At 66.2% G+C, this 25846-nt stretch carries 21 protein-coding genes; 11 read left to right on the top strand and 10 right to left on the bottom strand.

The annotated features are described in order from the left end of the window. Nucleotides 1–121: 121 nt before the first annotated feature. Both LO55_RS13320 and LO55_RS13315 read right to left on the bottom strand, forming a co-directional pair. A complete protein-coding gene (locus tag LO55_RS13320) occupies nt 122–604 on the bottom strand; it encodes a cyanophycin metabolism-associated DUF1854 family protein (RefSeq protein ID WP_177185522.1) in 483 nt (160 codons plus the stop codon). Beyond that, on the bottom strand, nt 605–2884 hold the full coding sequence (locus LO55_RS13315; protein ID WP_083415320.1) for a cyanophycin metabolism-associated ABC transporter: 2280 nt from the start codon (nt 2882–2884) through the stop codon (nt 605–607). It abuts the gene before it with no gap. A 295-nt stretch (nt 2885–3179) separates the two neighbouring features. On the opposite strand from LO55_RS13315, the gene LO55_RS13310 reads away from it, so the two are divergent. Both LO55_RS13310 and cphA read left to right on the top strand, forming a co-directional pair. Continuing rightward, nucleotides 3180–5348 carry a cyanophycin synthetase gene (locus LO55_RS13310; protein ID WP_071361819.1) on the top strand — a complete coding sequence of 723 codons (2169 nt, stop codon included), beginning with the start codon at nt 3180–3182 and terminating at the stop codon, nt 5346–5348. A gap of 23 nt (nt 5349–5371) precedes the next feature. After that, on the top strand, nt 5372–7951 hold the full coding sequence (cphA, locus tag LO55_RS13305; RefSeq protein ID WP_071361818.1) for a cyanophycin synthetase: 2580 nt from the start codon (nt 5372–5374) through the stop codon (nt 7949–7951). Between the two features lie 51 nt (nt 7952–8002). Here the strand turns inward: cphA and LO55_RS13300 are convergent, their stop codons facing one another. Beyond that, nucleotides 8003–8650 (bottom strand): hydrolase, encoded by a 648-nt coding sequence (locus tag LO55_RS13300; RefSeq protein WP_071361817.1) that lies wholly within the window; start codon nt 8648–8650, stop codon nt 8003–8005. A gap of 238 nt (nt 8651–8888) precedes the next feature. Here LO55_RS13300 and LO55_RS13295 point away from each other — a divergent pair, with 238 nt between their 5' ends. After that, nucleotides 8889–9671, top strand: a complete 783-nt coding sequence (locus tag LO55_RS13295) for a MaoC family dehydratase (RefSeq protein WP_071361816.1) — start codon at nt 8889–8891, stop codon at nt 9669–9671. Then, nucleotides 9668–10567 carry a hypothetical protein gene (locus tag LO55_RS13290; protein ID WP_071361815.1) on the top strand — a complete coding sequence of 300 codons (900 nt, stop codon included), beginning with the start codon at nt 9668–9670 and terminating at the stop codon, nt 10565–10567. Before LO55_RS13295 ends, LO55_RS13290 begins: the two co-directional genes overlap by 4 nt. A 32-nt stretch (nt 10568–10599) precedes the next feature. On the opposite strand, the gene LO55_RS13285 is transcribed toward LO55_RS13290, so the two are convergent. Together LO55_RS13285 and LO55_RS13280 are read right to left on the bottom strand one after the other, a co-directional pair. Continuing rightward, nucleotides 10600–11058: a hypothetical protein gene (locus LO55_RS13285; protein WP_071361814.1), complete on the bottom strand. Its 459-nt coding sequence runs from the start codon at nt 11056–11058 to the stop codon at nt 10600–10602. Between the two features lie 10 nt (nt 11059–11068). Then, complete coding sequence (locus tag LO55_RS13280) at nt 11069–11602, bottom strand: lysozyme (protein ID WP_071361813.1); 534 nt, start codon at nt 11600–11602, stop codon at nt 11069–11071. A gap of 130 nt (nt 11603–11732) precedes the next feature. On the opposite strand from LO55_RS13280, the gene LO55_RS13275 reads away from it, so the two are divergent. Then, a complete protein-coding gene (locus LO55_RS13275; protein WP_071361812.1) occupies nt 11733–12227 on the top strand; it encodes an Hcp family type VI secretion system effector in 495 nt (164 codons plus the stop codon). Nucleotides 12228–12264: 37 nt separating this feature from the next. Here the strand turns inward: LO55_RS13275 and LO55_RS13270 are convergent, their stop codons facing one another. From LO55_RS13270 to LO55_RS13260, 3 genes are read right to left on the bottom strand one after another with little or no spacing between them, the layout of a single operon-like run. Next, entirely contained in the window at nt 12265–13161 is an 897-nt protein-coding gene (locus LO55_RS13270) for a pirin family protein (protein ID WP_071363784.1), read from the bottom strand. A 34-nt stretch (nt 13162–13195) separates the two neighbouring features. Then, complete coding sequence (locus LO55_RS13265) at nt 13196–14095, bottom strand: LysR family transcriptional regulator (RefSeq protein ID WP_071361811.1); 900 nt, start codon at nt 14093–14095, stop codon at nt 13196–13198. 50 nt (nt 14096–14145) lie between these two features. Further along, complete coding sequence (locus LO55_RS13260; RefSeq protein WP_071361810.1) at nt 14146–15909, bottom strand: monovalent cation:proton antiporter-2 (CPA2) family protein; 1764 nt, start codon at nt 15907–15909, stop codon at nt 14146–14148. 282 nt (nt 15910–16191) lie between these two features. Between LO55_RS13260 and LO55_RS13255 the strand changes: the two genes are divergently transcribed. The 4 genes from LO55_RS13255 to proX all read left to right on the top strand — a co-directional run bounded on the left by LO55_RS13255 (nt 16192) and on the right by proX (nt 20819). Beyond that, nucleotides 16192–17058, top strand: coding sequence for an AraC family transcriptional regulator (locus LO55_RS13255; RefSeq protein ID WP_071361809.1), 867 nt, complete (start codon nt 16192–16194; stop codon nt 17056–17058). Nucleotides 17059–17407: 349 nt separating this feature from the next. Further along, entirely contained in the window at nt 17408–18643 is a 1236-nt protein-coding gene (gene proV, locus LO55_RS13250; RefSeq protein ID WP_071361808.1) for a glycine betaine/L-proline ABC transporter ATP-binding protein ProV, read from the top strand. Further along, the gene (gene proW / locus LO55_RS13245; RefSeq protein WP_071361807.1) at nt 18640–19752 is read left to right on the top strand and encodes a glycine betaine/L-proline ABC transporter permease ProW; all 1113 of its coding nucleotides are present in this window, start codon (nt 18640–18642) and stop codon (nt 19750–19752) included. Before proV ends, proW begins: the two co-directional genes overlap by 4 nt. A 17-nt stretch (nt 19753–19769) precedes the next feature. Further along, on the top strand, nt 19770–20819 hold the full coding sequence (gene proX / locus LO55_RS13240) for a glycine betaine/L-proline ABC transporter substrate-binding protein ProX (RefSeq protein ID WP_071361806.1): 1050 nt from the start codon (nt 19770–19772) through the stop codon (nt 20817–20819). A 14-nt stretch (nt 20820–20833) separates the two neighbouring features. On the opposite strand, the gene paoC is transcribed toward proX, so the two are convergent. Beyond that, nucleotides 20834–23038, bottom strand: coding sequence for an aldehyde oxidoreductase molybdenum-binding subunit PaoC (paoC, locus tag LO55_RS13235; protein ID WP_071361805.1), 2205 nt, complete (start codon nt 23036–23038; stop codon nt 20834–20836). 202 nt (nt 23039–23240) lie between these two features. On the opposite strand from paoC, the gene LO55_RS13230 reads away from it, so the two are divergent. After that, nucleotides 23241–24164: an AraC family transcriptional regulator gene (locus LO55_RS13230; protein WP_071361804.1), complete on the top strand. Its 924-nt coding sequence runs from the start codon at nt 23241–23243 to the stop codon at nt 24162–24164. A gap of 15 nt (nt 24165–24179) precedes the next feature. Beyond that, nucleotides 24180–25070 carry a LysR family transcriptional regulator gene (locus LO55_RS13225; protein ID WP_071361803.1) on the top strand — a complete coding sequence of 297 codons (891 nt, stop codon included), beginning with the start codon at nt 24180–24182 and terminating at the stop codon, nt 25068–25070. Here LO55_RS13225 and LO55_RS13220 read toward each other — a convergent pair whose 3' ends face one another. Continuing rightward, nucleotides 25071–25841: a carboxymuconolactone decarboxylase family protein gene (locus tag LO55_RS13220; RefSeq protein ID WP_071361802.1), complete on the bottom strand. Its 771-nt coding sequence runs from the start codon at nt 25839–25841 to the stop codon at nt 25071–25073. Nucleotides 25842–25846: the final 5 nt, after the last annotated feature.

Below are 25846 nucleotides of genomic sequence, written 5' to 3'. Positions count from 1 at the left end.
TCTTCTCCTGAGAGCATGGCCATGTGGCCGATGAGGAGACTGTAGCCGGATCGTCAACGCGGGTATGTGGGTGGCCGAACGCTGGATAGTCGAACTGTCCAGCGCCCGGTTCAATACAGGTTCACAGGAAGCGATCCAGGATCTTGCGGCTGTGCTTGTCGATCTTGAACATATCGCGCACCAGGAAGTTGATGCCGTGGTTGTCCGCCACCAGCAGCGACGCTTCGCCGATGCGTCGGATGTCCTCGTCCACCTTCAGCACGAACTCGGTGTCGCCGCGATCGGTTTTCACGAACCAGGTGCAGGGCGTGGCGAAGCTCGAGACGTCCTTGATGGCAAGGATCTCGGGAATGAACTCGCGGCCTTCGATTTCCTCGCGGATCAGAGTGCGGATCGTGTCCGGCATGTCGGCCAGGTCGTCGATCCAGGCGACTTCCTTGCCGCCGTCGCGCACCAGCGAGATACCCCTGGTCGGCGCCTGGATCGGGAAGGCGCGCACCGGCGTCACGCCGACCCATTCCTCGCCGTTTTCCAAGGTAATAATGAGTTTGCCAAAGCTGTCGCGGCGCAGCTGGAAGGCCGTATTCAACGTAGTCGATGTCATTTATGCGTCCTTGTCGTCCAGGTCCTGGTCCACGTTGCGCGCCTGCGCTTCGTAGAGGCGGTGGTAAGCGCCTTCGCGCGCCATCAGCTCGTCGTGGCTGCCTTCCTCGACCACCACGCCGCGGTCCAGCACCACGAGGCGGTCGGCCCGGTGCAGGGTCGACAGTCGGTGCGCGATGGCGATCGTGGTGCGGCCCTGCACCAGGTTGTCGAGCGCCTTCTGGATTTCCTTTTCGGTTTCCGAGTCCACCGACGAGGTCGCTTCGTCCAGGATCAGGATCGGCGGATCGATCAACAGCGCGCGCGCGATCGAGATGCGCTGGCGCTCGCCGCCCGACAGGCCCTGGCCGCGCTCGCCGACCATCGAATCGTAGCCCTGCGGCAGGCGCAGGATGAATTCGTGGGCGTGGGCAGCGCGCGCCGACGCGATGATCTCTTCGCGCGTGGCGTTCGGTTTGCCATAGGCGATATTCTCTGCGATCGTGCCGAAGAACAGGAACGGCTCCTGCAGCACCAGGCCGATGTTGCGGCGATAATCGGCCACCGCGAACGAGCGGATGTCCTGGCCGTCGAGCAGGATCGCGCCTTCGGCCACGTCGTAGAAGCGGCAGATCAGGTTGACCAGCGTGCTCTTGCCCGAACCGCTGTGGCCGACCAGGCCCACCATCTCGCCAGCCTTGATTTTCAGCGAGATGCCGCGGTTGACCGCGCGGTTGCCGTAACGGAAACCGACTTCGCGCAGCTCGATATTGCCCTCGATCTTGTCGACCTTCACCGGATTGACCGGGTCCGGCACGCTCGAGACGTGGTCGAGGATGTCGAAGATGCGCTTGGCGGCCGAGGCCGACTTTTGCGTCACCGACACGATGCGGCTCATCGAATCCAGGCGCACGTAGAAACGGCCGCTGTAGGCGATGAAGGCCGACAGCGTGCCGACCGTGATGTCGCCGCGCGACACCTGCCAGATGCCGAAGCACCAGATCACGAGCAAGCCCAGTTCGGTCAGGAAGGACACGGTGGGCGAGAACAGCGACCACACCCGGTTCAGCTTGTCGTTGACCGCCAGATTGTGCTTGTTGGCTTCGCGGAAGCGGGCCGCCTCGCGCTTTTCCTGGGCGAAGGCTTTCACCACCCGGATGCCGGGGATGGTGTCGGCCAGCACATTGGTCACCTCGCCCCAGACGCGGTCGATCTTTTCGAAGCCGGTGCGCAGCTTGTCGCGCACGATGTGGATCATCCAGGCAATGAACGGCAGCGGCAGCAAGGTCACCACGGCGAGCCACGGATTGATGGTGAACAAGATGAGGCCCGTCATGATGATCATCAGGACGTCCGACAGGAAGTCGAGCAGGTGCAGCGACAGGAAGACGCAGATCCGGTCCGAACCGCTGCCGATGCGCGCCATCAGGTCGCCGGTGCGCTTGCCGCCGAAGAATTCCAGCGACAACCGCATCAGGTGTTCATAGGTGGTCGAGCGCAGGTCGGCGCCGATGCGCTCGGACGCCAGCGCCAGCACATAGGTCTTGGCCCAGCCCAGCAGCCACGCCAGCAGTGCGGCGCCGAACAGGCCGCCCATGTATAAATAGACAAGACTGGTGTCAATCGCCTGCCCGTTCTGGTACGGGATCAGGACATTGTCCATCAGCGGCATCGTGAGGTATGGCGGGATCATGTGCGCGCCGGTCGAGCCCAGCATCAGCAGGAAGCCCAGCAGCAGCTGCCCTTTATAGGGCTTGGCGAAGCGCCACAGGCGCAGCAAGGTCCAGGTCGATGGCGGCGTATGCAGCACTTTTTCGCAGATCGGGCAGTCTTCCTGGTCCGGCTCGAGCGGCGCCTTGCAACTTGGACAAGTGTGCTGATCTGGCGGCAGCACGGGCACGCCCGTGGCCACGCTATGGACCTGGTCGCGGAACTGGTCGGCGACGCGGATCGCGTGCAGGTTCTGGCCCAGGGTAAAGCGCCAGGCAGCCAGCAACCCGCCTTCGTCGACCAGCTCGAGATGCCCGACGCCGGCGTGGTCATGGTGGCGCAGCGCGGTGCCGGCGCGGTGCGGCCAGTCGCGCCACGCGGTCTCGCCCGGCGCGCGCGCCAGCAGGCGGCGATTGGTCACCAGCAACAGGCCTTTTGAAAAATGTAATTTCGCGTCGAGGTCAACCTCCACGCTGCTTAAAACGTTTTCCCCTGGTGCAAGCTGTTTCGCGACGTCACTTTGCCACCGTTCAGGTACGGAACTGGCGGCTACCGCAAGCGACGGTGGAATAGCAGGTTGTTGAGTTGTCATGTATTGCGCCCGATAACAGGCTTTTGTTCTCTAAGGGTGGACATGGCGCCGGACCGGCGATGCACAAGGACCGTCGTTACGCCGTTGCGTGAAACGCTCCACAGAGCGCTAGAACGTTTGTGCGTATCGTTTGGATGACACGAGAAACGTGTTAGTAGGAATGTTGCGGCGCAGCAGGCCGGCAAGTGTACCTGTATTCGGCGGGTCGCGGCCGCCTTCGGCACCGTTTTGGAAGTCGGGCAGACAAGGACAAGTCGCCAGCGCGAGAGAGGCGCCAGGTGGCAAAAGTGATTACATGACCAAGAAGAATGACATCAAATTCCTGCGCGTGAGCTACCTGCGTGGACCGAACATCTGGACCTACCGTCCGGTCCTCGAGGCCTGGCTCGACATCGGCGAGCTGGAAGACTATCCCTCGAACCTTCTTCCCGGCTTCACCGAGCGCTTGAGCACCTGGCTGCCCGGACTGGTCGAGCACCACTGCGGGCTCGGCTACCGCGGCGGCTTCCTGGAGCGCCTGCGTGACGGCACCTGGGCCGGCCACATCCTCGAACACATCGTGCTCGAGGTGCAGAACCTGGCCGGCATGAAGACCGGCTTCGGCAAGACCCGTTCGACCGGCGAGCACGCCATCTACAAGATGGCCTTCCGCACCCGTGATGAAACGGTCGGCCGCGCCGCGCTCGACGTCGCCCACCGCCTGATGATGGCCGCGATCAACGACGAGCCGTTCGACCTTTCCAGTGAAGTCGCGCGCCTGACCGACATGGTCGACCGTCACTGCCTGGGTCCGTCCACCGCCCACATCGTGGACGCCGCCACCGATCGCCGCATTCCCTCCATTCGCCTGACCGACGGCAACCTGGTGCAGCTCGGCTATGGCGCGGCCCAGCGCCGCATCTGGACCGCCGAAACCGACCGCACCAGCGCGATCGCCGAAGGCATCGCCAGCGACAAGGACATGACCAAGTCCCTGCTCTCTTCCTGCGGCGTGCCGGTGCCGGAAGGCGCGATCGCGCGCAGCCCTGAAGACGCTTGGGAAGAAGCCCAGGACATCGGCCTGCCGGTCGTCGTGAAACCGATCGACGCCAACCACGGCCGCGGCGTGTCGCTCAACCTGATGACCGAGGCCGAAGTCAAGGCCGCCTACACGATCGCTTCCGAAGAAGGCGAGAGCAAGTCCGTGCTGGTCGAGCGCTACGTCACCGGCAACGAACACCGCCTGCTGGTGGTCGGCCGCAAGGTGGTCGCTGCCGCGCGTGGCGAGTCGGTCTGGGTGACGGGCGACGGCCGGAGCAACGTGGCCGAGCTGTGCGACGTCCAGATCAACATCGACCCGCGCCGCGGCGAGAGCGAGGAATTCCCGCTCAGCCCCGTCAAGCCGCGCGAGAGCGAAGAGAACCAGCTGCAGCTGCAGCGCCAGGGCCTCACGCCCGACTCGGTTCCGCCCGAGGGCCAGAAAGTGCTGATCCAGGTGAACGGCAACGTCGCCGACGACGTGACCGACCTGGTGCACCCCGACGTCGCCCACGCCGCCGCCCTGGCCGCGCGCATCGTCGGCCTGGACATCGCCGGCATCGACCTGGTGTGCGAAGACATCTCGCGTCCGCTCGAGGAACAGCGCGGCGCCGTCATCGAAGTCAACGCCAGCCCGGGCCTGCTGGCCCACATGAAGCCGGCCAGCGGCACGGCGCGCAACGTCGGCAAGGACATCGTCGACCACCTGTTCGCCGAGGGCGAAACGGCGCGCATCCCGGTGGTCGGCGTGACCGGCTCGAAGGGCTGCAGCCTGATCACGCGCCTGGTCGGCTGCCTGGTCAACATCACGCGCAAGGAAGTCGGCGTCGCCAACGGCGAAGGCCTGTACCTGAACGCGCGCGCCATCTCGACCCGCGATTCGACCGGCGTCGAGGCGGCCCAGCGCATCCTGATCAACCGCAACGTGCAAACCGCGGTGTTCGAATCGAACGCGCGCTCGATCCTGCAGGAAGGCCTGCCCTACGACCGCTGCACGGTCGGCGTGGTGACCGACATGAACGGCATCGAGGACGTGGCCGAGTTCTACGTGCGCGACGAGGATGCGATGCGCAACGTGATCCGCAGCCAGGTCGACGTGATCCTGCCGGACGGCGTGGCGGTGCTGAACGCGGCCGACGAACGAGTCGCCGGCCTGGCCGAGCTGTGCGACGGCAGCGTGATCTATTACGCCGCCGACGAAACCAACCCGATCCTGGCCGCGCACCGCCAGAACGGCGAACGCGTCGTGTTCGCGCGCGACGGCCGCATCGTGCTGGCCGCGGGCGAACAGGAAACGCCGCTGATCGCGCTGTCGGCGATGAAGCCGTCGACCGTGAAGTACCCGGAAAACGTGCTGGCGGCAGTGGCGGCCGCATGGGCCCTCGGCGTGCCGAGCGACCTGCTGTGCGGCGGACTGCGCGCCTTCGACGCGACGCCGAAGAAGTAATCCCTAATAAAGGAAGACGGTTTATGGAAGTATCTCGCGTACGGGCCCTGCGTGGCCCCAATCTCTGGAGCCACCACACCTCGGTCGAGGCGATCGTGGCGTGCACGCCGGAGGAAGCATCGATCGACGCTCTGGCCGGTTTCGAAGCGCGCCTGCGCGTGCGCTTCCCGCAGATGGGCGCCCTGCAACCCTATGGACATAACGACACGGTGCCGCTGGCGCAGGTGCTGGAACTGGTGGCGCTGACGCTGCAGGCCGAAGCCGGCTGCCCGGTGACCTTCAGCCGCACCACCGCCACGCTGGAACCCGGCATCTACCAGGTCGTGGTCGAATACAGCGAGGAAGACGTCGGCCGCCTGGCTTTGGCCCTGGCGCAGCAGCTGATCGGGTCGGCGCGCGACGACACCCCGTTCGACCTGGCCGGCGCGCTCAAGCAGCTGCGCGATCTTGACGAAGACGTGCGCCTGGGCCCATCGACCGGCTCGATCGTGCAGGCCGCCGTGGCCCGCAACATTCCGTTTCGCCGCATGACCGAAGGCAGCATGGTGATGTTCGGCTGGGGCAGCCGCCAGCGCCGCATCCAGGCCGCCGAGATCGACGCCACCGGCGCCATCGCCGAGTCGATCGCCCAGGACAAGGAACTGACCAAGAAACTGCTCGACGCGGCCGGCGTGCCGGTGCCGCAGGGCCGCAGCGTGGTCGACCCGATTGATGCCTGGGCCGCCGCCCTGGAAATCGGCCTGCCGGTCGTGATCAAGCCGAAGGACGGCAACCAGGGCAAGGGCGTGACGGTCAACGTCACCACCCGCGAGCAATTGGACGCCGGGTTCAGGGCGGCCAGCGAGTTCCGCGACGACATCCTGGTCGAGCGCTACCTGCCGGGCCACGACTACCGCCTGCTGGTGGTCGGCGACAAGATGGTGGCCGCCGCGCGGCGCGAACCGCCGCAGGTGATCGGCGACGGGAAGCACACGGTGCGCGAACTGGTCGACGAAGTGAACCGCGACCCGCGCCGCGGCGACGGCCACGCGACCTCGCTGACCAAGATCCGTTTCGACGACATCGCCCTGGGCACACTGGTGCAGCAAGGGATGAACGCCGACTCGGTCCCGGCCCTGGGCCAGCGCGTGGTCCTGCGCAACAACGCCAACCTGTCGACCGGCGGCACCGCCACCGACGTGACCGACGACGTCCATCCCGAAGTGGCCGAGCGCGCGATCGCCGCCGCCCACATGATCGGCCTGGACATCTGCGGCGTCGACCTGGTGGCCGACAGCGTGCTCAAACCCATGGAAGACGTCGGCGGCGGCATCGTCGAAGTCAATGCCGCGCCGGGCCTGCGCATGCACCTGGCGCCGTCGTTCGGCAAGCCGCGCGCGATCGGCGAAGCGATCATGGACACCCTGTTCAAGGATGGCGACGACGGCCGCATCCCGGTGGTGGCCGTGACCGGCACCAACGGCAAGACCACCACCGTGCGCCTGATCGCGCACCTGCTCACCGCGTCGGGCCTGCGCACCGGCATGACCAACACCGACGGCGTCTACATCGAAGGCCGCCGCATCGACAGCGGCGACTGCAGCGGCCCGCGCAGCGCGCGCAACGTGCTGCTGCACCCGGACGTCGACGCCGCCGTGTTCGAGACGGCGCGCGGCGGCCTGCTGCGCGAAGGCCTGGCCTTCGACAAGTGCCAGGTTGCGGTGGTGACCAATATCGGCGCCGGCGACCACCTGGGCCTGAACTACATCACCACGCTGGAAGACCTGGCCGTGCTCAAGCGCGTGATCGTCCAGAACGTGGCCGTGGGCGGCATGGCGGTGCTCAACGCCGCCGACCCGACCGTGGCGGCGATGGCCGAGAAGACCCGCGGCGAAGTCACCTTCTTCGCCCAGGACGTGAGCAACCCGATCATGGCGATGCACCGCGCCCAGGGCCGCCGCGTCGTGTTCGTCGAGGAAGGCTACCTGGTCGCCGCGCAGGGCAGCTTCGTGGAGCGCATCGACCTGAAGGAAGTGCCGATCACCCGTGGCGGCGTGGTGGGCTTCCAGGTCGAGAACGTGATGGCGTCGGTGGCGGCCGCCTGGGGCGTGGGCACCTCGTGGGACGCGATCCGCCTGGGCCTGAAGACCTTCGTGGGCGAGAGCGACAACGCGCCGGGCCGTTTCAATGTGTTCGACTACCGCGGCGCCACCGTGATCGCCGACTATGGCCACAATCCGGACGCGATCGCGGCGCTGGTCAATGCGGTCGAAGGCATGCCGGCCAAGCGCCGTTCGGTGGTGATCAGCGGCGCCGGCGACCGCCGCGACCAGGACATCCGGCAGCAGACCGAAATCCTCGGCAAGGCCTTCGACGACGTGCTGCTGTACCAGGACCAGTGCCAGCGCGGCCGCGCCGACGGCGAGGTGATCGCGCTGCTGCGCGCCGGCCTGGCCGGCGCCACCCGCACCGGGCATGTGGAAGAGATCAATGGCGAGTTCGTCGCCATCGACCGCGCGCTCGACCGCCTGAACGAGGGCGACCTGTGCCTGGTGCTGATCGACCAGGTCGATGCGGCGCTGGCGCACATCACGCGGCGCGTGACCCAGGCCAAGGCGGCCTGAGTCGTCTTGCCGCAGGGGACGGCCAGTTGCTGGCCGTCCCCGACAACCCGGTCAGGCCGAATTCCTGGCGCGGGTTGCCAGCAACTGCGTTTCCCACGACAGGGCCACCGAGGCGGCGCCGCCGTTTTCGTAAATGAGGTTGGACACGCCCTCGAGCGTGCTCTCGCGCGCATAATCGCGCTGCCATTCGGCCGCCACGGCGAACCAGGTGATCGGCGTGCAGCCGGCTTGGACCATGCGCCGTACGGCCATCTCGTGCGCTTCCTCGCTCACCCCTCCGGATGCATCGGTGACGACGAACACGTCGTAGTCTTCGCCCGCGGCCTGGATCGCCGGCATCGCCAGGCAGATCTCGGTGTACAGCCCCGCGAGCACCAGCTGCTTGCGGCCGCTCTTCTTGACGATGTCGGTCACCTTCGCATCTTCCCAGGTATTGATGAAGGTGCGATCGATCGGCTTTTGTTCAGGGAAGACTGCCTGCAGTTCCTTGATGAGGTAACCGCCACGCTCTTCCAGCACGGTCGTCAGGATCGTCGGCACATCGAATACCTTCGCCGCCTTGGCCAGACCGACCACGTTATTCATGATCATGGTCGGCTCATGGCTCTTCAAGCAGGCGAACTGAAATGGCTGGTGATCGATGAGAACGACGATGCTGTCTTCCGGACGCAACAGCGCCTTGAGTCCATTCTTGCTCATTTTATCTATCCCTTAAATTGACCAAGCGCCGGGGCGCGCCTGGGATCAATAAGGTAGCAACGCATGGATCGAGCGGCAATGACGGTTCCTGCGGTTTGCAGGCCGATCCTGCTGTGTCGGAACCGGATCATCACCGGCTACCGGCCGGATCGTAGAGGGCTGGCAACGATGGTATCCTGCGCGGATGAGCCCTGCGCACCTCGCTTCCCTGCCCTCTCTTCCTCCGTCTGGCGCGGCCATGCTGCTGCGGGCGCTGCTCAAGCAGCCGGCGCGCCCGCCGACCGGGCAGGTCGGCGCCACCTGGCGCCTCGAGCGGATCGACCTCGATCACGTGCGCCGCTATAACGCCGCGTTCGGATTCAACGGCGACGCCATTGCGCTCACCTTCCTGTACCTGCTGGCGCAGCGCGCGCAGCTGGCGACCATGCTGGCCTGCCCGATCCCTTTTCGTATACCGGGCCTGATCCATGTCGAGAACCGCCTGGCGATGCAGGGGGCGGTCGTGCCTGACGCGCCGCTGGCGGTGACGACCAACTTGCAATTGCCACCCCCTGCCCCGAACGGCGCCCTGCATTGCGTGCTGGAGACGCGCGCTTTCGATGGCGAACGGCCGATCTTTTCCTGCGACAGCACCTATCTGATCCGGCGTGGAAGCCGCTCGGGCCGCGCTACGCCGCCGCCCGAGCCACCGCGTGGCTCGGCGCTCGGCGGGTGGACGGTCGCGCGTGACGCCGGCCGGCGCTATGCGGCCTTGTCGGGCGACTGGAACCCGATCCACCTGTGGCCATGGTCGGCGCGCCTGATGGGCATGCGCGCGCCGATCATCCATGGGGCGCATACGCTGGCGAAGGCGTGCTCGCTCTTGCAGGCATCGACGGGCCACGATATCGCCGAGGTCTGGTGCCGCTTCCGTCAGCCGGTGGCGCTGGACGCCGACGCCATCTTGCTTGTGGGCGGCAGCGAGGGCGAGTTCACGGTCATGTGCGACGGTCGTATCGCCATGGAAGGAAGGTATTCATGAAAGGCTTTCTTGCCATCGTTCTGCTCGCAGCCGCTGCAGCAGGCGCTGCGGCCACGCCGATCGGCGATCGATTCCAGCGCTTCGATGCCGAACTGAAGGCATGGGACGACGCCCAGACGCCGGAAGCGAAGGCGCACAGCGTTTCATTGGCTTACCGGCAGATGAAGAAGGGCCTCGATTACCGGCTCGTCCTGCCTGACGCCGGCACCGCCGACCTGCACCTCCTGTTCCAGGCTGCGAATGGCGCGCACTTTTACACCCCCTCGAGCGAACATGCGCTCGACATGCTGGCGGTGGCGCGCGAGCTCGCGGCGCGCCAGGTCGCGAGCGCCGGGCAACTTGACGACACCTACTACGCCCTCATCGGCGCGCGCGAATACGGGGCCGCGCGCGCGTGGCGCATCGAACATGCGCTCGCGGTGAATCAGGTAGAGCTGCACGAGGTGGACCTGCCGCCACTGCCGCCCGGTCAGGCCGCCGAACTGCTGTTCACGGACGGCAAGCGCAGCGCGCGTACTTTTTCCTTTCCAGGCGGCGCTTACGTGATCGTCGTCGCCGATCCCCATTGTGGCTTCACGCGGGACGCCGTCGCCCGGATCACGGCAGACCAGCCCCTGATGGCCGCGCTAAAGAACCGGATCAAGTGGCTGGCGCCGCAGCAGACCGAACGTTCGCTGCAAGCCTACCTGGACTGGAACGGGCGCTATCCCCAGGCCCCGATCTCGCAGGCCTACAAGAACGAGGACTGGGATGCGCTCAGGAACCGGCAGTTCCCGGTGTTTTACTTTTACCGCGACGGCGCCTTGCAGACGCATTTCGCGGGGTGGCCGAAGGAAGGCCGCATGCGCGAACTCACCGAAGCACTTGAATTGATCGGGATCGCCGCGCAGCAGTAAGCATCAGGACGATTGTGCGCAGCACGCCACGGTTACTCATTCTTCACCGCGTCGAAGAAAAATCCTTTCCAATACACGACAATCTTATTGTAGCCCTTGATCAGCGCTTCAGTACACGACAACTCGACAGCTTCCACGATCGTCGGAATGCCCAGTCGGCCCACCCGCGCATGCGCAGTTTCCCGGATATATCGTGCGGCGTCCTCGTAATGGCGCGTGAATGTGGGACGTTTGCGGCAGCTTTCGCCTGCGACTGTTATCTTGTCTGGCGCGATCACCAGAGCCTTTCCCACCAGCTCTGCGGCCTCTGTATCGTCGATTGATGCGATCGAGGAGGAATCAAGGACTTTTGTAAGAGTCCAGGTGCCCACCAACTCATTACTATTACTCGATACGTCAGCCCACCCCGCGTGCGATGCACACGCGATCATCAGGAAGACCGTAGCGCTCGACAACGTCTTGGGACGCACAGCTGATTTCAGAAATAACATTGCAGTATCCTCACTTTCCGACGGTCTGCGCTTCAGCGGCTTTCAGGAATGGCGCTGCTTCTTCTCTTCGCCGGTACACCAAGCCGCGTGCAATGACCTTCTTGCCCTTGACCGTTGTTCTTGTCATTTTCAAGATGTTGGCGGCGGCGCCTCTGAGGTCACCGCTATCGACCAGATCAAAGGTCGTGCCTGCACCGCGCTCACCAGCGTTGTACGCAAGACTCACCAGGGCGTCGAACTGTGCTTGAGTCAGCGCCTGAGTGATGACGTTCCGACGCACTACCCGTTCCATATAGGCGACCCTGCGCGCAAACTCTGCATCTGCCTCAGCCCGGCTAACCGGCCGATCTAATTCCTCCTTTGTGCAAGGCCCGCGATGCGCCAGGATACCGGCCCCCCACGTGCAGTTCCCTTTTCCTGGGCCCATATCATCGTAGTAGTTCAGTACGACCACCTCCAGCCGTTGCATCCGTTTTCGCGTTTCTCCGCTCATACTCAAATGGTCGTTTGCTCCCCCGATTGCTCCGCTGGCTGCTTGCCCCATAATTCCTCCTGCAGAATCGCTAGTGGTCCAATCTATCTGCCCTAGCATGCTCGTCTGTTGTGGGGCCACAAGCGATGTTTGCTACTGCTGGCGAACAATTGCAGCCGTACCTGACATAGAGGAGCAAATCGTGGCCATCGATGTATATCTGCAGATTGACGGCATCAAGGGCGAGTCGCAGGATGCCAAGCACAGGGACTGGATAGAGTGTACGAGCGTGCACTGGGGCATTCTTCAACCAAGATCAGCGACTGCTTCGACCGGCGGGGGCCACACTGCGGAACGTGCGGAGTTAAAGGAGATTTCGTTCACCAAGATCGCAGATCTGGCCTCACCCATCCTGATGCAGACCTGCGCCATGGGCAAGACAATCCCCAACGCAAAGTTCGATTTCATGCGCGCCGATGGCAATGGCGAACCCATCTGCTACTTCCAGATTGAACTGGAAAATGTACTCGTCGGTGGTATCGCGCCCGGTATCGAGCCCGGCACCATTCTCGACGAGCACGTCAGTCTCAAATTTTCCAAAGTGAAGTGGCGCTACACCCAACAGAAGATCGGCGGCGGTGGCGGCGGCAGCACTGTCGGCGGATGGGACTTGGCGGCGAACAGAGTCGTGGCATGACCGGCTCACTGCATCTCCACCGCCGCCGACATTAGTGCTAGGACATGGCCGGCGGCGCCGGCGGTGGCGGCGCATCCGGCAATGGAATGAACTCCTTGTCGTCCGCATCCGGCAGCTTCATCCTGCCCGCCTGCCAGTCGGCCGCCGCCTGCGCCAGGCGGTCCTTCGACGACGACACGAAATTCCAGTACAGGTGACGCTCGCCGACCGGTTCCCCGCCCAGCACCATCACCGTCGCGTGCTCCAGCGCCTTGACGCGCGAGGCCGCCGTCCCCAGCACCAGCATCCGGCCGCTCTCGTGGCGCATGCCATCGAGCTCCACCGCGCCGGTGGCGATGTAGAGCGCGCGCTCCTTGTAGCCGCCGGGGATCTCGGCGGTCGATCCCGGCTGCATGTCGAGATGGGCGTAGAACAGCGGCGAGCACGTTTTGGCGCCGGCGGAGAGGCCATAGGCGCTGCCGGCGATGAGTTGCCCGGTGACGCCGCCATCCCGCCACTGCGGCAGGTCGGCGCCGGAATGGTGCGAGAACGACGGGTCGACTTCTTCCATCCCGTTCGGCAGCGCGACCCAGGCCTGGATGCCGTGCAGGTGGTCGCCGTGCGCCCGCGCGTGCTCGAAGCGCTCGCTGTGCGTGATGCCGCTGCCCGCGGTCATCCAGTTGACTTCGTGCGGATGGATCTCCTGTTCGACGCCCAGGCTGTCGCGGTGCATGATCCGGCCCGAGAACAGATAGGTCACCGTCGACAGGCCGATATGCGGATGCGCGCGCACGTCGACGCTGCGGTCGATGCCCGGGGCCAGGTCGAGCGGCCCGATGTGGTCGAAGAAGATGAATGGCCCCACCATGCGCCGCTTGGCGAACGGCAGCACGCGGCCGACTTCGAAACTGCCGCCCAGGCTGCGGCGGCGCTGCTCGATGATCATGTCAATCATGGTTTTCATGGCTCCATAGTGGATTGAAGGAGCGCTAGGCACGGGGCCAGGCGCGGGCGATCGGCGGCTTGGTGTCGAAATACGCCACCAGCAGATCGGTCAGGATGCGGATCTTGCGCGCCGGATGCTGGCCCGGCGGACGCACGACGTAGGCGCCGGCCGGCGGCGGCGGATAGCGCGTCATGACCGGAACGAGCGCGCCGGCATCCAGATATTCATGCATCAGGCCATACGGCAGATAGGCGACGCCCAGCCCCGCCAGCGCGGCTGCGACCAGCGCGGTGCCGTTGTCCGCCTTGAAGCGCCCCTGCGGCCGGACCGACACGATCTTCTCGCCATCCAGGAACTGCCAGGCCTCGGTGCCCTGCATCAGGGCCTGGTGCGACAAGAGCTGGTCTGGCGTCTCGGGCGCCCCGTGGGCCGCGATATAGGCGGGACTCGCGACCGTGAGCCCATGGATCGGCCCGATCCGCCGCGCCACCAGGTTGGAATCCTGCAGGTAGCCGAGCCGTATCGCGCAGTCGTAACCGTCCGCGATGAGGTCCACGTTGTGGTCGCTGTAGCAGGTGTGGATGTGCAGCCGCGGGTGGAGCCGCGCCATGTCGGCCAGCACCGGCGCGAAGTGGGTCGGGCCGAACGACAGCGGCGCGGCGATGCGCAGGCGGCCGCGCAGTTCGCCGGCGGGCAGGATCGTCTCGCGCGCCAGGGAGATCTCGGCGCAGACCCTGGCCGCATAGTCGCGGAAGGTCGTGCCGGCCTCGGTGAGCGCCGCGCCGCGCGTGGTGCGCGACAGCAGCTGGATGCCCAGCTCTTCCTCGAGGCGGGCGAGGCGCCGGCTGACGATCGACTTCGATACGCCCAGCCGCAGCGCGGCCGCCGAAATGCCGCCGGCATCGGCGACTTCCACGAATGTCTGCAACTCTTCGATATCCACTTGCCTGCTCCCGGTTGTGCCACACGGCGTCGCTGAGATGATACTGCCGTCTAGGCCGCGGGCTTGCCGAGCGGCTCGGGCATGACGGGCAGGTGCAGGTGGTCGCGGCCCGACAGCTCGTCGCCGTGGATCTGCTCGGACAGCCGCTCGGCGTCGCGCCGGCGGATGTCGAGCGACGCCTCCTGGACGTCGGCCTCGGCGAAGCCCAGCGCGCGCAGGCCCTCGGCGCCCATCAGGTAGGCCGATTCGACGGTCTCGCGCACCTGGACATCGACGCCGGCGCGGATCAGGGTGATGGCGTGGCCGCGATCGTAGCCGCGCACCAGCAGCCGGGCCTGCGGAAACTCGCGCCTGGCCAGCGCCACGATGTCGTTCGCCGCCTTGGGCTCGTCGACGCACACCATGATCGCATCGGCTTCGGCGGCGCCGGAATGGCGCAGGGTGTCGATCCTCGTGCCTTCGCCGAAGAACACCTTGAAGCCGAAGCGCTGCGCATCGCGGATGCGGTCGGGGTCCTTGTCGATCACCGCCAGCTTGACCCTGCTCGCCAGCAGCACCTGCGAGGCGATCTGGCCGAAGCGTCCGAAGCCGATGACGAGCACCCGCCCCTTCAGGTCGCGCGCATGCTCGACGCCGTCCATCGACTTTTCATGCCGCAGCAGGCGGTCGGTCACGAGCGTCAGGAGGGGCGAGAGCGCCATCGAGAGGATCACGACGGTGGCGAACAAGGCGTTCTCGCGTTCGCCCAGCACGCCGGCCGAGAGCGCGGCGGCATACAGCACGAAGGCGAACTCGCCGCCCTGCAGGAACATCGAGGTGCGGTGCAGGGCCTGGCGGTTGGAGGCGCCGAACATGCGCGCGACCGCGTGGACGGCGATGCCCTTCGCGACCATGAAGCAGAACAGCATGGCCAGCAGCAGCCGCCATTCGGCCGCGACGATGGCCAGGTCGAGCGACATGCTCACCGCCAGGAAGAACAACCCCATGAGCAGGCCGCGAAACGGCTCGATATCGCTCTCGACCTGGTGCCGGTAGCTCGAACTCGACAGCATCACGCCGGCCAGGAACGCGCCCATCGCCATCGACAGGCCGGCGAATTCCATCAGCAGCGCCGCGCACAGGACCACCAGCAGCGCACCCGCGGTCAACACTTCGCGCGTGCGCGACCTGGCCAGCAGGGCGAAGAACGGGTCGAGCCCCCAGCGCGCCACGCCCAGCAGCGCCGCCAGCGCGGCGATCGCCAGCAGCAGGCCGGACCAGCCCTGCCCCTGCTGTCCGTCAAGCTGCGGCGCCAGGAAGGCGACCACCGCCAGCAGCGGCACGATCATCAAGTCCTCGAACAGCAGGATGGCGACCGACTTCTGCCCCTGCTCGCTCGCGATCTCGCCCCGGTCCTGCAGCGCGGTCATGATGACGGCGGTCGAGGACAGGACGAAGCCCGCGCCGGCAACAAAAGCGGCCGGCCCGGACAGACCGAACAGCGCGTATCCGGTCAGCGCCAGCGCGGCGGTCGCGGCGAAGACCTGGGCCAGGCCCAGGCCGAAAATCTGGCCGCGCATCGCCCACAGCTTGTGCGGCCGCAGTTCCAGCCCGATCACGAACAGGAACATCACCACGCCCAACTCGGAGAAATGCAGGATCGAGCGCGCATCGGTGACCAGGCCCAGTACCGACGGTCCCACCAGGATGCCCGCCCCAAAATAGCCGAGGACCGCTCCCAGGCCGAGCCGCCTGAACAACGGCACGGCGATCACGGCCGCCCCCATCAGGACGACCACGGGGCCGATCGTCTGCCCCAGGCTTGCTCCAGCCATCAATTCTCCTCGCTCATCTCATTCATTCGATGCGTTCATCTGCTATCGCGCGACGCGCAACGGCAGGCGCAGGCGTTCCCGATTGCGCAACACAGCGTGTCCGGGAACGGCACTAGCGCGTACGCCGCATGGCCAGCAGAATCGTTCTTGCGCCCAGGCGTTGGAGACAGAACGATACCAATCCGATATCGGCGCGGCAATGTTCAATCCTGCTATCGATGGTTCATTCCTGCTGCGCCGGATCCACAATGACAGTCTTAGGAGAACATCATTCCCGCCCCAATGGTCATTGACTCGCTCCCCGCCAACGTGACCGGCCTGACGCAGGCGCAGCGCGGGTGGAGCGGCGTCCAGCTCGTCGTCACCGGCTACGACTGTGACGGCGAAGGCACGAGCCCCTTGCCGCATCGCGACCAGCCGCGCCTGAGCGTGGTCCTGGAAGAGCACGGCGGTGCATGCGAGCCACGGTTTCATCCGGATCGTCCCTGCCCCGTCGAGCATGTGCCGCGACATATGTATTTCGCGCCGGCCGGCATGGAGATCTGGGGCTACACGAAAACCGCGCGGCGTGTCGTCGATGCCGTGCTCGTATTCGACACCGATATCCTGAGCGAACGCCTGAAAATGCCATTGGACCCGGGCAGGACCGGCGTCCCGAGGCTGCGCTTTGCCAATGACCGGATCTGGAACCTGGTCAAGCTGCTTGCCGAGGCGGTCCATCACCCCGACCCGTCGATGCATTTGTATGGCGACGGCATCATCACCGCCGTGTCGTCCCAGCTGTTCGCGGCGCCGCGCATCACGGGGTTCAAGACGGGCGGACTCGTGCCATGGCAGCTGCGGCGGGTGATCGACTATATGGAAGCGCATCTCCCACACCGCATCGAGCTGGAAACCCTGGCGGGACTGGTCAATCTGTCGCAAGCCCATTTCAGCCGCGCGTTCAAGATATCGACCGGGCTGGCGCCCTACCAATGGCAGCTCGACGCCCGCATCCGACGGGCGCAGCAGTTGCTGTCCGCATCCGATGCGACCCTGGGCGAGATCGCGCACGCCATGGGCTTCGCGGACCCGGTCCACTTCGGCAGGACGTTCCGAAAAATGATCGGCGCGTCGCCGGGCGCATGGCGAAGCGAACACAAACGATAGCCGTTCCGGCTTCGTAACGTCGAATAAATAAATCAAATTGACTTATCATTCGACTTGCTTTATAATTCATGCCCACTAGACAATAGTTACTCTTAGCAACACCCCTGCTGCACCGTATTTACCATCCGCTGGGTGGGAAATAGCTCTTAGGCCAAGCGCCTACATCCCGACATCGTTTGACGACATTCTCGTCAGCATCCGTCGCGCCGGCAAAGCGTGCCTGCCCTTTCCGCCGCCTGGGCGCTTATCGCGCCATTCGCACCGCCGACGGCTCGGGGCCATCGATTCCCATGAACGCCAATGGCTGCAGGGTTTCATTCCATTCGCCAAATCGAAGGAGAACAACAACGTGGCAAAACAAATTATCATCGACCATGTCTTCAAGGTGTACGGCGACCAGACCGACGACGCCCTGGCGCTGGTCCGCCAGGGCGCCAACAAGCAAGACATCCTGGCCAAGACCGGCTGCACGATCGGCGTGTTCGACGCCACCTTCACCATCGAAGCCGGCGAGATCTTCGTCATCATGGGCCTGTCCGGCTCGGGCAAGTCGACCCTGGTGCGCATGCTGAACCGCCTGGTCGAACCCACCGACGGCCGCATCCTGGTCGACGGCAACGACATCAACACGCTGCCGGACGCCGAGTTGCGCGCCCTGCGCCGCAAGGACATCAGCATGGTGTTCCAGTCGTTCGCGCTGCTGCCGCATATCACCGTGCTCGACAACACCGCCTTCGGCATGGAGCTGGCCGGCATTCCCAAGGCCGAGCGCCATGCGCAGGCCCGGCAAGCGCTCGAACAGGTTGGCCTAGCGGCCTATGCCGCCAGCTATCCCGACGAGCTGTCCGGCGGCATGCAGCAGCGCGTCGGCCTGGCCAGGGCACTGGCCAGCGATCCATCGATCCTGCTGATGGACGAGGCGTTTTCGGCGCTCGACCCCATCATGCGCACCGAGATGCAGTCCGAGCTGCTGCGTCTGCAGCAGATCAAGCGCCGCACCATCGTCTTCATCTCGCACGACCTCGATGAGGCGATGCGCATCGGCGACCGGATCGCCATCATGAAGGATGGTCACGTGGTGCAGGTCGGCACGCCCGAGGAAATCCTGCGCAAGCCCGCCAACGACTACGTGCGCAATTTCGTGCGCGGCGTCGACGCGGCGGCGGTCTTCAAGGCCGGCGACATCGCCCGCAAGAGCCAGATCGTGGTGTCGGAATCGCCGTCCCGCGGTTCGCGCGCGGCGCTGTCGATGCTGGAGGAGCAGGACCGGACCTACGCCTACGTCGTCAATCCGCAGCGCGAATTCCTCGGCCTGGTGTCGGTCGACTCCCTGCGCAGCGCCCTCGACGGCCATACCGGCCCGCTGGGCCTGGCGCATGCCTTCCTGCCGGACGTGCAGACCATCAAGGCGGACGAACCCGTCGCCGGCCTGTTCGGCCAGGTGGCGCAACTGCCGTATGCGGTGCCGGTGGTGGGCGACGACGGACGCCTGTGCGGCGCGATCAGCAAGACCACCCTGCTGAAATTCCTCGACCCCGACACGCCCGCCATCCCCGAGGCTTCGACCCAGAAAGGACAAGCATGAGCACGACCGACAACAGCATCACCGCAGTACAGCCGGCCGCAGCGCAGGCTGCAGACGCGGCAGCCCAGGCCAACCCCTGGCTGCCGACGCCGCCGAGCGACACCTCCTGGCTCGACGCCGCGGCGCCGGCCGCCGCGCCCGAACACGCCAGCAGCTTCGACCTGGCGCACGCCCTCGACGGCGCGCTGCCGCTGCAATCCTGGATCAACGATGGACTGGGCTGGGTGGTCGAGCATTTCCGCCCCTTCTTCCAGGCCGTGCGCGCGCCGATCGACGCGACGCTGACCGGTTCCAGCGAGCTGCTGCTGGCCGTGCCCTCCCTCGTCCTGATTGCCATCATCGGCCTGCTGGCATGGCAGTTCACCAGCCGTACGCTGGCCGTCGGCACCGTGCTGGCGCTGGTGGCGGTCGCCGCGCTGGGCGTGTGGCCGGAAGCGATGATCACCCTGTCGCTGGTGCTCACCTCGCTGGTTTTCTGCCTGATCATCGGCCTACCACTGGGGATCTTCCTGGCCAGCAGCGACCGCGCGCAAAACATCCTGCGCCCGCTGCTCGACGCCATGCAGACGACGCCCGCCTTCGTCTACCTGGTGCCGGTGGTCATGCTGTTTGGCATCGGCAATGCGCCGGGCGTGATCGTCACCATCATCTTCGCCCTGCCGCCGCTGGTGCGCCTGACCAACCTCGGCATTCGCCAGGTGCGTCCCGACCTGATCGAAGCGGCGCGCGCCTATGGCGCCTCGCCCTGGCAGCTCCTGACCCGCGTGCAACTGCCGCTGGCAATGCCGTCGATCATGGCCGGCATCAACCAGGCGCTGATGCTGTCGCTGTCGATGGTGGTGATCGCCTCGATGATCGCGGTCGGCGGCCTCGGCCAGATGGTGTTGCGCGGCATTGGCCGCCTGGACATGGGCCTGGCCACCGTGGGCGGCCTCGGCATCGTCCTGCTGGCCATCATGCTGGACCGCCTGACCCAGGCCATGGGGCAACCACGCCGCGGCGTGCGTCACTGGTACCAGACCGGTCCGGCCGGCTTCGTCCTGCGCCTGGTCGGCGGTGCCGCCCGCCCCGAGGCGGCGCCAAGCACCAAGCCCGCCACCGCACAATAAGATTAGAAAGGATACCGATGCGTCAAACCGAACACTTCAACGCCACCTATAAAACGCAGCGCGCGTTCCGCTGGATCTCGGCCCTGGTGCTTGCCGGGCTCGCCCTGAGCACCGGCATCGCGACGGCGCAAACACCAGGCGCCGACCTGCCCGGCAAGGGCATCAAGGTGCAGGCCCTGCAGGGCCCGCTGGCCGAAGAAACCTTCCAGACCATGCTGGCCAATCGCGCCTTGGCCCAGCTGGGCTACGAAACGCAGCCGAGCAAGGAAATCGCCTACCCGACCGCCCACATCGCCGTCGGCAACGGCGACGCGACCTTCCTCGCGGTGCACTGGGACCCGCTGCACAAGGACTATTACGACAACGCGGGCGGCGACGCCAAGTTGATGCGTGTCGGCGCGTATGCCGGCCCGGCCGCCCAGGGTTACCTGATCGACAAGGCCACGGCCGAGAAGCACAACATCACCAATATCGACCAGCTGCGCGACCCGGCCATCGCCAAGCTGTTCGACCATGACGGCGACGGCAAGGCCGACCTGACCGGTTGCGATCCGGGCTGGGGCTGCGAGGCCATGATCGAGCACCACATGGACGGCTATAAATTGCGTCCGACGGTCAAGCACGTGCAGGGCAGCTATTCGGCGCTGATCGCCGATACGATCGGCCGCTACAAGCGTGGCGAATCGATCCTGTACTACACCTGGACGCCCTACTGGGTGAGCAGCGTGCTCATCCCCGGCAAGGACGTCGTGTGGCTGCAGGTGCCGCACTCGTCGAATCCGCAGAATGCCGACACCCGTATGGCCGATGGCAGCAACTATGGCTTCTCGGTCAACACCACGCGCTTCGTCGTGAACCGTGCCTGGGCCGAGAAGAATCCGGCGGCGGTCAAGCTGTTCGAGGTCATGCGCTTGCCGATTGCCGACATCAATGCGCAGAACGAGCGTGTGCGCAACGGCCAGGGGTCGCAGGAGGATATCGCGCGCCATACGGCAGGCTGGATCAAGTTCCACCAGGCGCTGTTCGATAGCTGGATCGCGCAGGCGAAGGCGGCCGCCAAGCGCTGATCCGGAGGCGCAGCTCAGCCGGGCAACTGGTCGAGCAGCTTGTCGAGCGTGATCGGATAATCCCTGACCCGCACGCCGGTGGCGTTGTATACGGCATTGGCGATGGCGGCGGCCACCCCGCTGATGCCCAGTTCTCCAACACCCTTGGCCTTGACCGGCGAGATCGTTTCATCGACCTCGTCGATGAAGATCACGTCCTGGTGCGGTATGTCCGCGTGCACCGGGACTTCGTAGCCCGCCAGGTCGTGGTTGACGAACATGCCGATGCGTTTGTCCACCACCAGGTGTTCCATCAAGGCGGCGCCCGCGCCCATCGTCATGCCGCCAATGACCTGGCTGCGCGCCGTCTTGGGGTTGAGGATGCGCCCGGCGGCGCACACCGCCAGCATGCGCCGCAGGCGGATCTCGCCGGTGGCGGCATCGACCGCCACCTCGACGAAGTGGGCGCCGAAGGTTTGCTGGACATACTGCTTGGCCAGGTCGCCATACTCGATGCGGTCCTCGGCCACCAGCTCGCCCGCATCCGCCGCCTGGCCCAGCGCAAAGGTCTTGCCGCCCGCGCGCACGGCGCCGTCGACGAACTGGGCGTCGGCCGCCGCGATGCCGAACCGCGCGGCAACCGCTTCGCGCAGCTTGACGCAGGCGGCATACACGCCGGCGGTCGACGATGCCGCGCCCCATTGGCCGCCCGAGCCTGGCGACTCGGGGAAGCTCGAATCACCGAGCTTGACCACGACCTTGTCCATGCCAACGCCCATCATTTCGGCGGCGGTCTGGCCGATGATGCCGTAGCTGCCGGTCCCGATATCGGTCATGTCCATCTCGACCGTCACCACGCCGGCGCCATTCAATCGCACCCGCGCCGCGCAGGCCATGATCGGCGCGCCGCGAATCGCGGCCGCAACCCCCAGGCCGATCAGCCAGTTCCCTTCGCGCCGGGTCGCCGGCTTGTCGCGCCGCTCGCTCCAGCCGAAGCGCTCGGCCCCGGTTTGCAGGCACTCGACCAGCTGGCGGCGCGAGAATGGCCGCTTGGGATCGGCCGGATCGACCTGCGTGTCGTTCAGGATGCGAAACCGGACCGGATCGAGTCCCAGCTTCTCGGCCATTTCGTCCATCGCGATTTCCAGCGCCATCATGCCCGGCGCCTCGCCCGGCGCGCGCATCGCGCCGCCTTCCGGCAAGTCCAGGTGCGCAAGGCGCAGGCGTGTCATGCGGTTGGCGCCCGCGTACAACACGCCGGTCTGGATGGTCGCGGACTCGGGTCGCCCACCCTCCAGGTTGCCGGACCAGCTCTCGTGGCCGAGCGCGGTGATCCTGCCGTCCCTGGTCGCGCCGATGCGCAGGCGCTGGATCGTGGCCGGCCTGTGCGTGACATTATTGAACATCAGCGCGCGCTGCAGGGTCACCTTGACCGGACGCCGCGCAGCCCGCGCGGCCAGGGCCGCCATGACGGCGTCGGACAGGATGGTTCCCTTGCCGCCGAAGCCGCCGCCGATGAAGGGCGAGACGATGCGCACATTCGCCTTCGGGATGCCGAGCGTCCTGGCGATATCGCGCACGCCCCAGTTGATCTGCTGGATTGCAGTCCACAGCGTGAGCTTGTCGCCCTCCCAGGCCGCGATCGTCGCATGCGGCTCCATCATCGCGTGCGCCTGGTCGGGCGTCGAATAGTCGGCATCGAGCCGCACGGGCGCGGCGGCATGCGCCCCGATGAAGTTGCCCAGCCCGGTCTCCGGGGGCGGGCCGAACGCGCCCTGCCTGGCTACCGGCGCGCTGGTCCTGGTGGCCGCCAGGTCGAAGGCGCCCGCTTCGCGCACGTATTCCACGCGGATCAGGTGAGCAGCGGCGCGGGCCTGCTCGAAGGTGTTCGCGACGACGACCGCGACCGCCTGGTGATAGTGGTCGACCCTGGGGCCGGCCAGGGCGCGCGCCACATAGAACTCCCCGCGATCGAGCTTGCCGGCGTTATCCGCCGTCACGATGGCCAGCACGCCCGGCGCGCGCCTGGCCTCTTCCAGCGCCATCGAGGCGATGCGGCCCTTGGCGATGGCTGCCCCGAGCACGTAGCCGTAGGCGGCGTTGGGCGCGGCGTCGTTCTGCTCGTAGGCGTAGACGGCCCTCCCGGTCACCTTCAGCGGGCCATCGATGCGGTCGACCGGCTGGCCGACGACGCGCAGCTGATCGATCGGATTGCGTGTTGCGGGTTTGTCGAATTTCATGTCGTTTCCTTGCCTGTCCAAATGCGTCCATGGTCGATGCGACCGTTTGCCCCAGCTTCGCACAATCGCCAGGCGCACAATGTCCGGAAGTTCTCGATTTATTGCCTGATCTTCTCGCCGGCGCCATGCCACGATAGGCAAGCGGCCGAGCCGGCGGGTATCATCGCCGATCGATACCAGCAACCCATCGCGAGCGCAATCCATGCATGCTTTCTCCGTCCCGCCGCACAACGCCCCACCATACGGCCAGCTCGCCGGCAAGATCGCCGCGCTGATCGGCAACGCAGGCGTGCGCGAACTGGACGTGCCGGGATTGACGATCTACCGCTACACCGCGCCGACCGAAGCGATCTCGAGCAACTACCAGCCGAGCATGACGCTGGTTGCCCAGGGCAAGAAGCAGGCCGCCCTCGGCGACACCCTATTCATCTACGACGCATCCCATTTCTTGCTGACTTCGCTTGAGATGCCGGTCACCAGCCGCGTCATCGAGGCCAGCATCGACAAGCCCTACCTGTGCGTGCGACTGGCCTTCGACATGGGCATGGTGCGCGAACTGCTGGCGCGCGACGGCATCGCGCCGGCAGCGCGCGGCGACAGCGGCCTGGCCATGACCACCGGCCAGACCACCGCGCAGCTGACCGACGCCTTCGTGCGCCTGCTCGACCTGCAGGACGCTCCGGGCGATATTCCGTTCCTGGGCGACCTGCTCGGGCGCGAGATCGTCTACCGGGTGCTCCAGAGCACCGAAGGCGGACGCCTGCGCAGCATCGCCACGCTGGGAGAGCACAGCCACCGCACCGCGGCCGTGGTGGCCTGGATCAACGAGAACTACGCCAAGCCACTGCCGCTCGAGGAACTGGCCGGCATCGCGGCCATGGGCCAATCGACGCTGCACCGGCATTTCCGCGCGTTGACCGACATGACGCCGCTGCAGTATCAGAAGCGCCTGCGCCTGCAGGCCGCGCGCACGCTGATGCTGATCGATGGCTTCGATGCGGCCAGCGCCGCATTCGAAGTCGGATATGAAAGCGCCAGCCAGTTCAACCGCGAATACAGCCGCTTCTTCGGCCGTTCGCCGCTACGCGACGTCAAGGCCCTGCGCGCGCCGGCCCTGCAAGACTGAAATCCCGACACGCATATGGCAAAAATCGACCTCAATCACCTCTCGGCCTTCATCGTGGTGGCGCGCGAGCGCAGCTTCACCCGCGCCGCGGCCCAGCTCGGGATATCGCAGTCGGCCCTGAGCCACACCATTCGCAAGCTCGAGGAAGGACTCGGCGTCCGGCTCCTGATGCGCAGCACGCGCGGCGTGTCGCCGACCGACGCCGGGGAACGCATGCTGGCCAATATCGCCCCGCTCTACCAGGGCATCGAGGCCGAGCTGAGCGCCGTCAGCGAACTGCGGGACAAGCCCAGCGGCACGATCCGCATCACCGCCCACGACCATGCGGCCAGCAAGGTGCTGTGGCCCCGCTTGGCGACGCTGCTGCCGCGCTACCCGGACATCAAGGTCGAGGTCAGCATCGACTATGGCCTGACCGATATCGTGGGAGAACGCTTCGATGCGGGCATCCGCTGCGGCGACATCGTCGCCAGGGACATGATCGCGCTGCGGATCGCGCCCGATATGCGCATGGCCGTGGCCGGCGCGCCGTCGTACTTCGCGCGGCGCCCGCCGCCGCAATCGCCGCACGACCTGGCCGCGCACGACTGCATCAACCTGCGCCTGCCGACCCATGGCGCCCTGTCGTCCTGGGAGTTTGCGAAGGACGGCAAGACCTCGCAGTGGCAGGTCGACGGCCAGTGCGTGTTCAACACCACCCCGCAGAAACTGGCCGCCGCCCTCGACGGCTGCGGGCTGGCCTACCTGCCCGAAGACATGATCCAGGATCACGTCGCGGCCGGCCGCCTGGTCGCCGTGCTCGAATCCTGGTGGCCCACGCTGCCCGGCTACCACCTGTACTACCCCAGCCGGCGCCAGCACTCGGCTGCCTTCGCGCTGGTCGTCGATGCGCTGCGGCTGCCCTGATCAATCCTTTTTCGCGCGGCTCGCGAACACCTCCTTGAACACCGGCATGGCCGAGAACACATTCGGCCAGCCCGCATAGAACGCCAGTTGGGTCAGGGCTTCTCCCGCCTCGTCCCGGGTCAGGCCATTGTCCATGGCGCGGTTGAGGTGGAAGGTGACTTGCGCCACCTGGCCGGACGCGACCAGCGCGCCGACGGTCACCAGGCTGCGGTCGCGCGGCGCGAGGCCAGGGCGCAGCCACAGGTCGCGGAACAAGGCATCGGTGGTGTATTGCACCACGCCCGGGCTGACGGCGCCGAAGTTGTTGGCCACCGTGGTGGCGCGCTGGCGTTCGGCCGCCTCGTCGAGCTCGAGCCGGGCCGCCTGGGCGCTGGTGTCGCTGGTCTTGATCCGGCGCCGGGCGTAGACGCCGGCGATGGCCTGGTCGGCGGCGACGGCATTGCCCCAACCCGTGTAGAAGGCCAGGTGCGCCACGATCTCATCGAGTTCGGCCGGCTTGACGCCGCTGTCGAGGGCCAGGTTCAGGTAGTGCGGCAGGCTGGCGGCCTGGTCGCGGGCGATCAGGACAGCGACCGTGACGATGCTGCGGTCACGCATGGACAGGCCGGGACGCTTCCAGACGCCGTCCAGCGTGCCCTGCGTGTAGTGCTCGAGTACTGGTGTGTTCATCGGTGCTTCCTTCTTGATGGCCGGCGCCGCGGCCAGCGCGGCGGCGGACGACAGGGCCGCCAGGGCCGCGATCATCGATTTGCCGGATGCCTGGATCATCATGCCTG

Origin of the sequence: Massilia timonae (assembly GCF_001866515.1) — a bacterium.
GTDB classification, from domain to species: Bacteria; Pseudomonadota; Gammaproteobacteria; order Burkholderiales; family Burkholderiaceae_D; genus Telluria; species Telluria timonae.
Note: the sequence above shows the minus strand (reverse complement) of the source record. Positions and strands in the feature narration are given on the sequence as shown.

Excerpts from the sequence above, each read along its gene's own strand:
- paoC (WP_071361805.1), bottom strand. The coding sequence starts at position 23,038 with ATGAAATTCGACAAACCCGCAACACGCAATCCGATCGATCAGCTGCGC.
- LO55_RS13270 (WP_071363784.1), bottom strand. The coding sequence starts at position 13,161 with ATGATTGACATGATCATCGAGCAGCGCCGCCGCAGCCTGGGCGGCAGT.
- proX (WP_071361806.1), top strand. The coding sequence starts at position 19,770 with ATGCGTCAAACCGAACACTTCAACGCCACCTATAAAACGCAGCGCGCG.
- LO55_RS13315 (WP_083415320.1), bottom strand. The coding sequence starts at position 2,884 with ATGACAACTCAACAACCTGCTATTCCACCGTCGCTTGCGGTAGCCGCC.
- LO55_RS13220 (WP_071361802.1), bottom strand. The coding sequence starts at position 25,841 with ATGATGATCCAGGCATCCGGCAAATCGATGATCGCGGCCCTGGCGGCC.
- LO55_RS13255 (WP_071361809.1), top strand. The coding sequence starts at position 16,192 with ATGGTCATTGACTCGCTCCCCGCCAACGTGACCGGCCTGACGCAGGCG.
- LO55_RS13230 (WP_071361804.1), top strand. The coding sequence starts at position 23,241 with ATGCATGCTTTCTCCGTCCCGCCGCACAACGCCCCACCATACGGCCAG.
- proW (WP_071361807.1), top strand. The coding sequence starts at position 18,640 with ATGAGCACGACCGACAACAGCATCACCGCAGTACAGCCGGCCGCAGCG.
- LO55_RS13300 (WP_071361817.1), bottom strand. The coding sequence starts at position 8,650 with ATGAGCAAGAATGGACTCAAGGCGCTGTTGCGTCCGGAAGACAGCATC.
- LO55_RS13310 (WP_071361819.1), top strand. The coding sequence starts at position 3,180 with ATGACCAAGAAGAATGACATCAAATTCCTGCGCGTGAGCTACCTGCGT.
- cphA (WP_071361818.1), top strand. The coding sequence starts at position 5,372 with ATGGAAGTATCTCGCGTACGGGCCCTGCGTGGCCCCAATCTCTGGAGC.
- LO55_RS13295 (WP_071361816.1), top strand. The coding sequence starts at position 8,889 with ATGCTGCTGCGGGCGCTGCTCAAGCAGCCGGCGCGCCCGCCGACCGGG.
- LO55_RS13225 (WP_071361803.1), top strand. The coding sequence starts at position 24,180 with ATGGCAAAAATCGACCTCAATCACCTCTCGGCCTTCATCGTGGTGGCG.
- LO55_RS13290 (WP_071361815.1), top strand. The coding sequence starts at position 9,668 with ATGAAAGGCTTTCTTGCCATCGTTCTGCTCGCAGCCGCTGCAGCAGGC.
- LO55_RS13280 (WP_071361813.1), bottom strand. The coding sequence starts at position 11,602 with ATGGGGCAAGCAGCCAGCGGAGCAATCGGGGGAGCAAACGACCATTTG.
- LO55_RS13285 (WP_071361814.1), bottom strand. The coding sequence starts at position 11,058 with ATGTTATTTCTGAAATCAGCTGTGCGTCCCAAGACGTTGTCGAGCGCT.
- LO55_RS13260 (WP_071361810.1), bottom strand. The coding sequence starts at position 15,909 with ATGGCTGGAGCAAGCCTGGGGCAGACGATCGGCCCCGTGGTCGTCCTG.
- LO55_RS13320 (WP_177185522.1), bottom strand. The coding sequence starts at position 604 with ATGACATCGACTACGTTGAATACGGCCTTCCAGCTGCGCCGCGACAGC.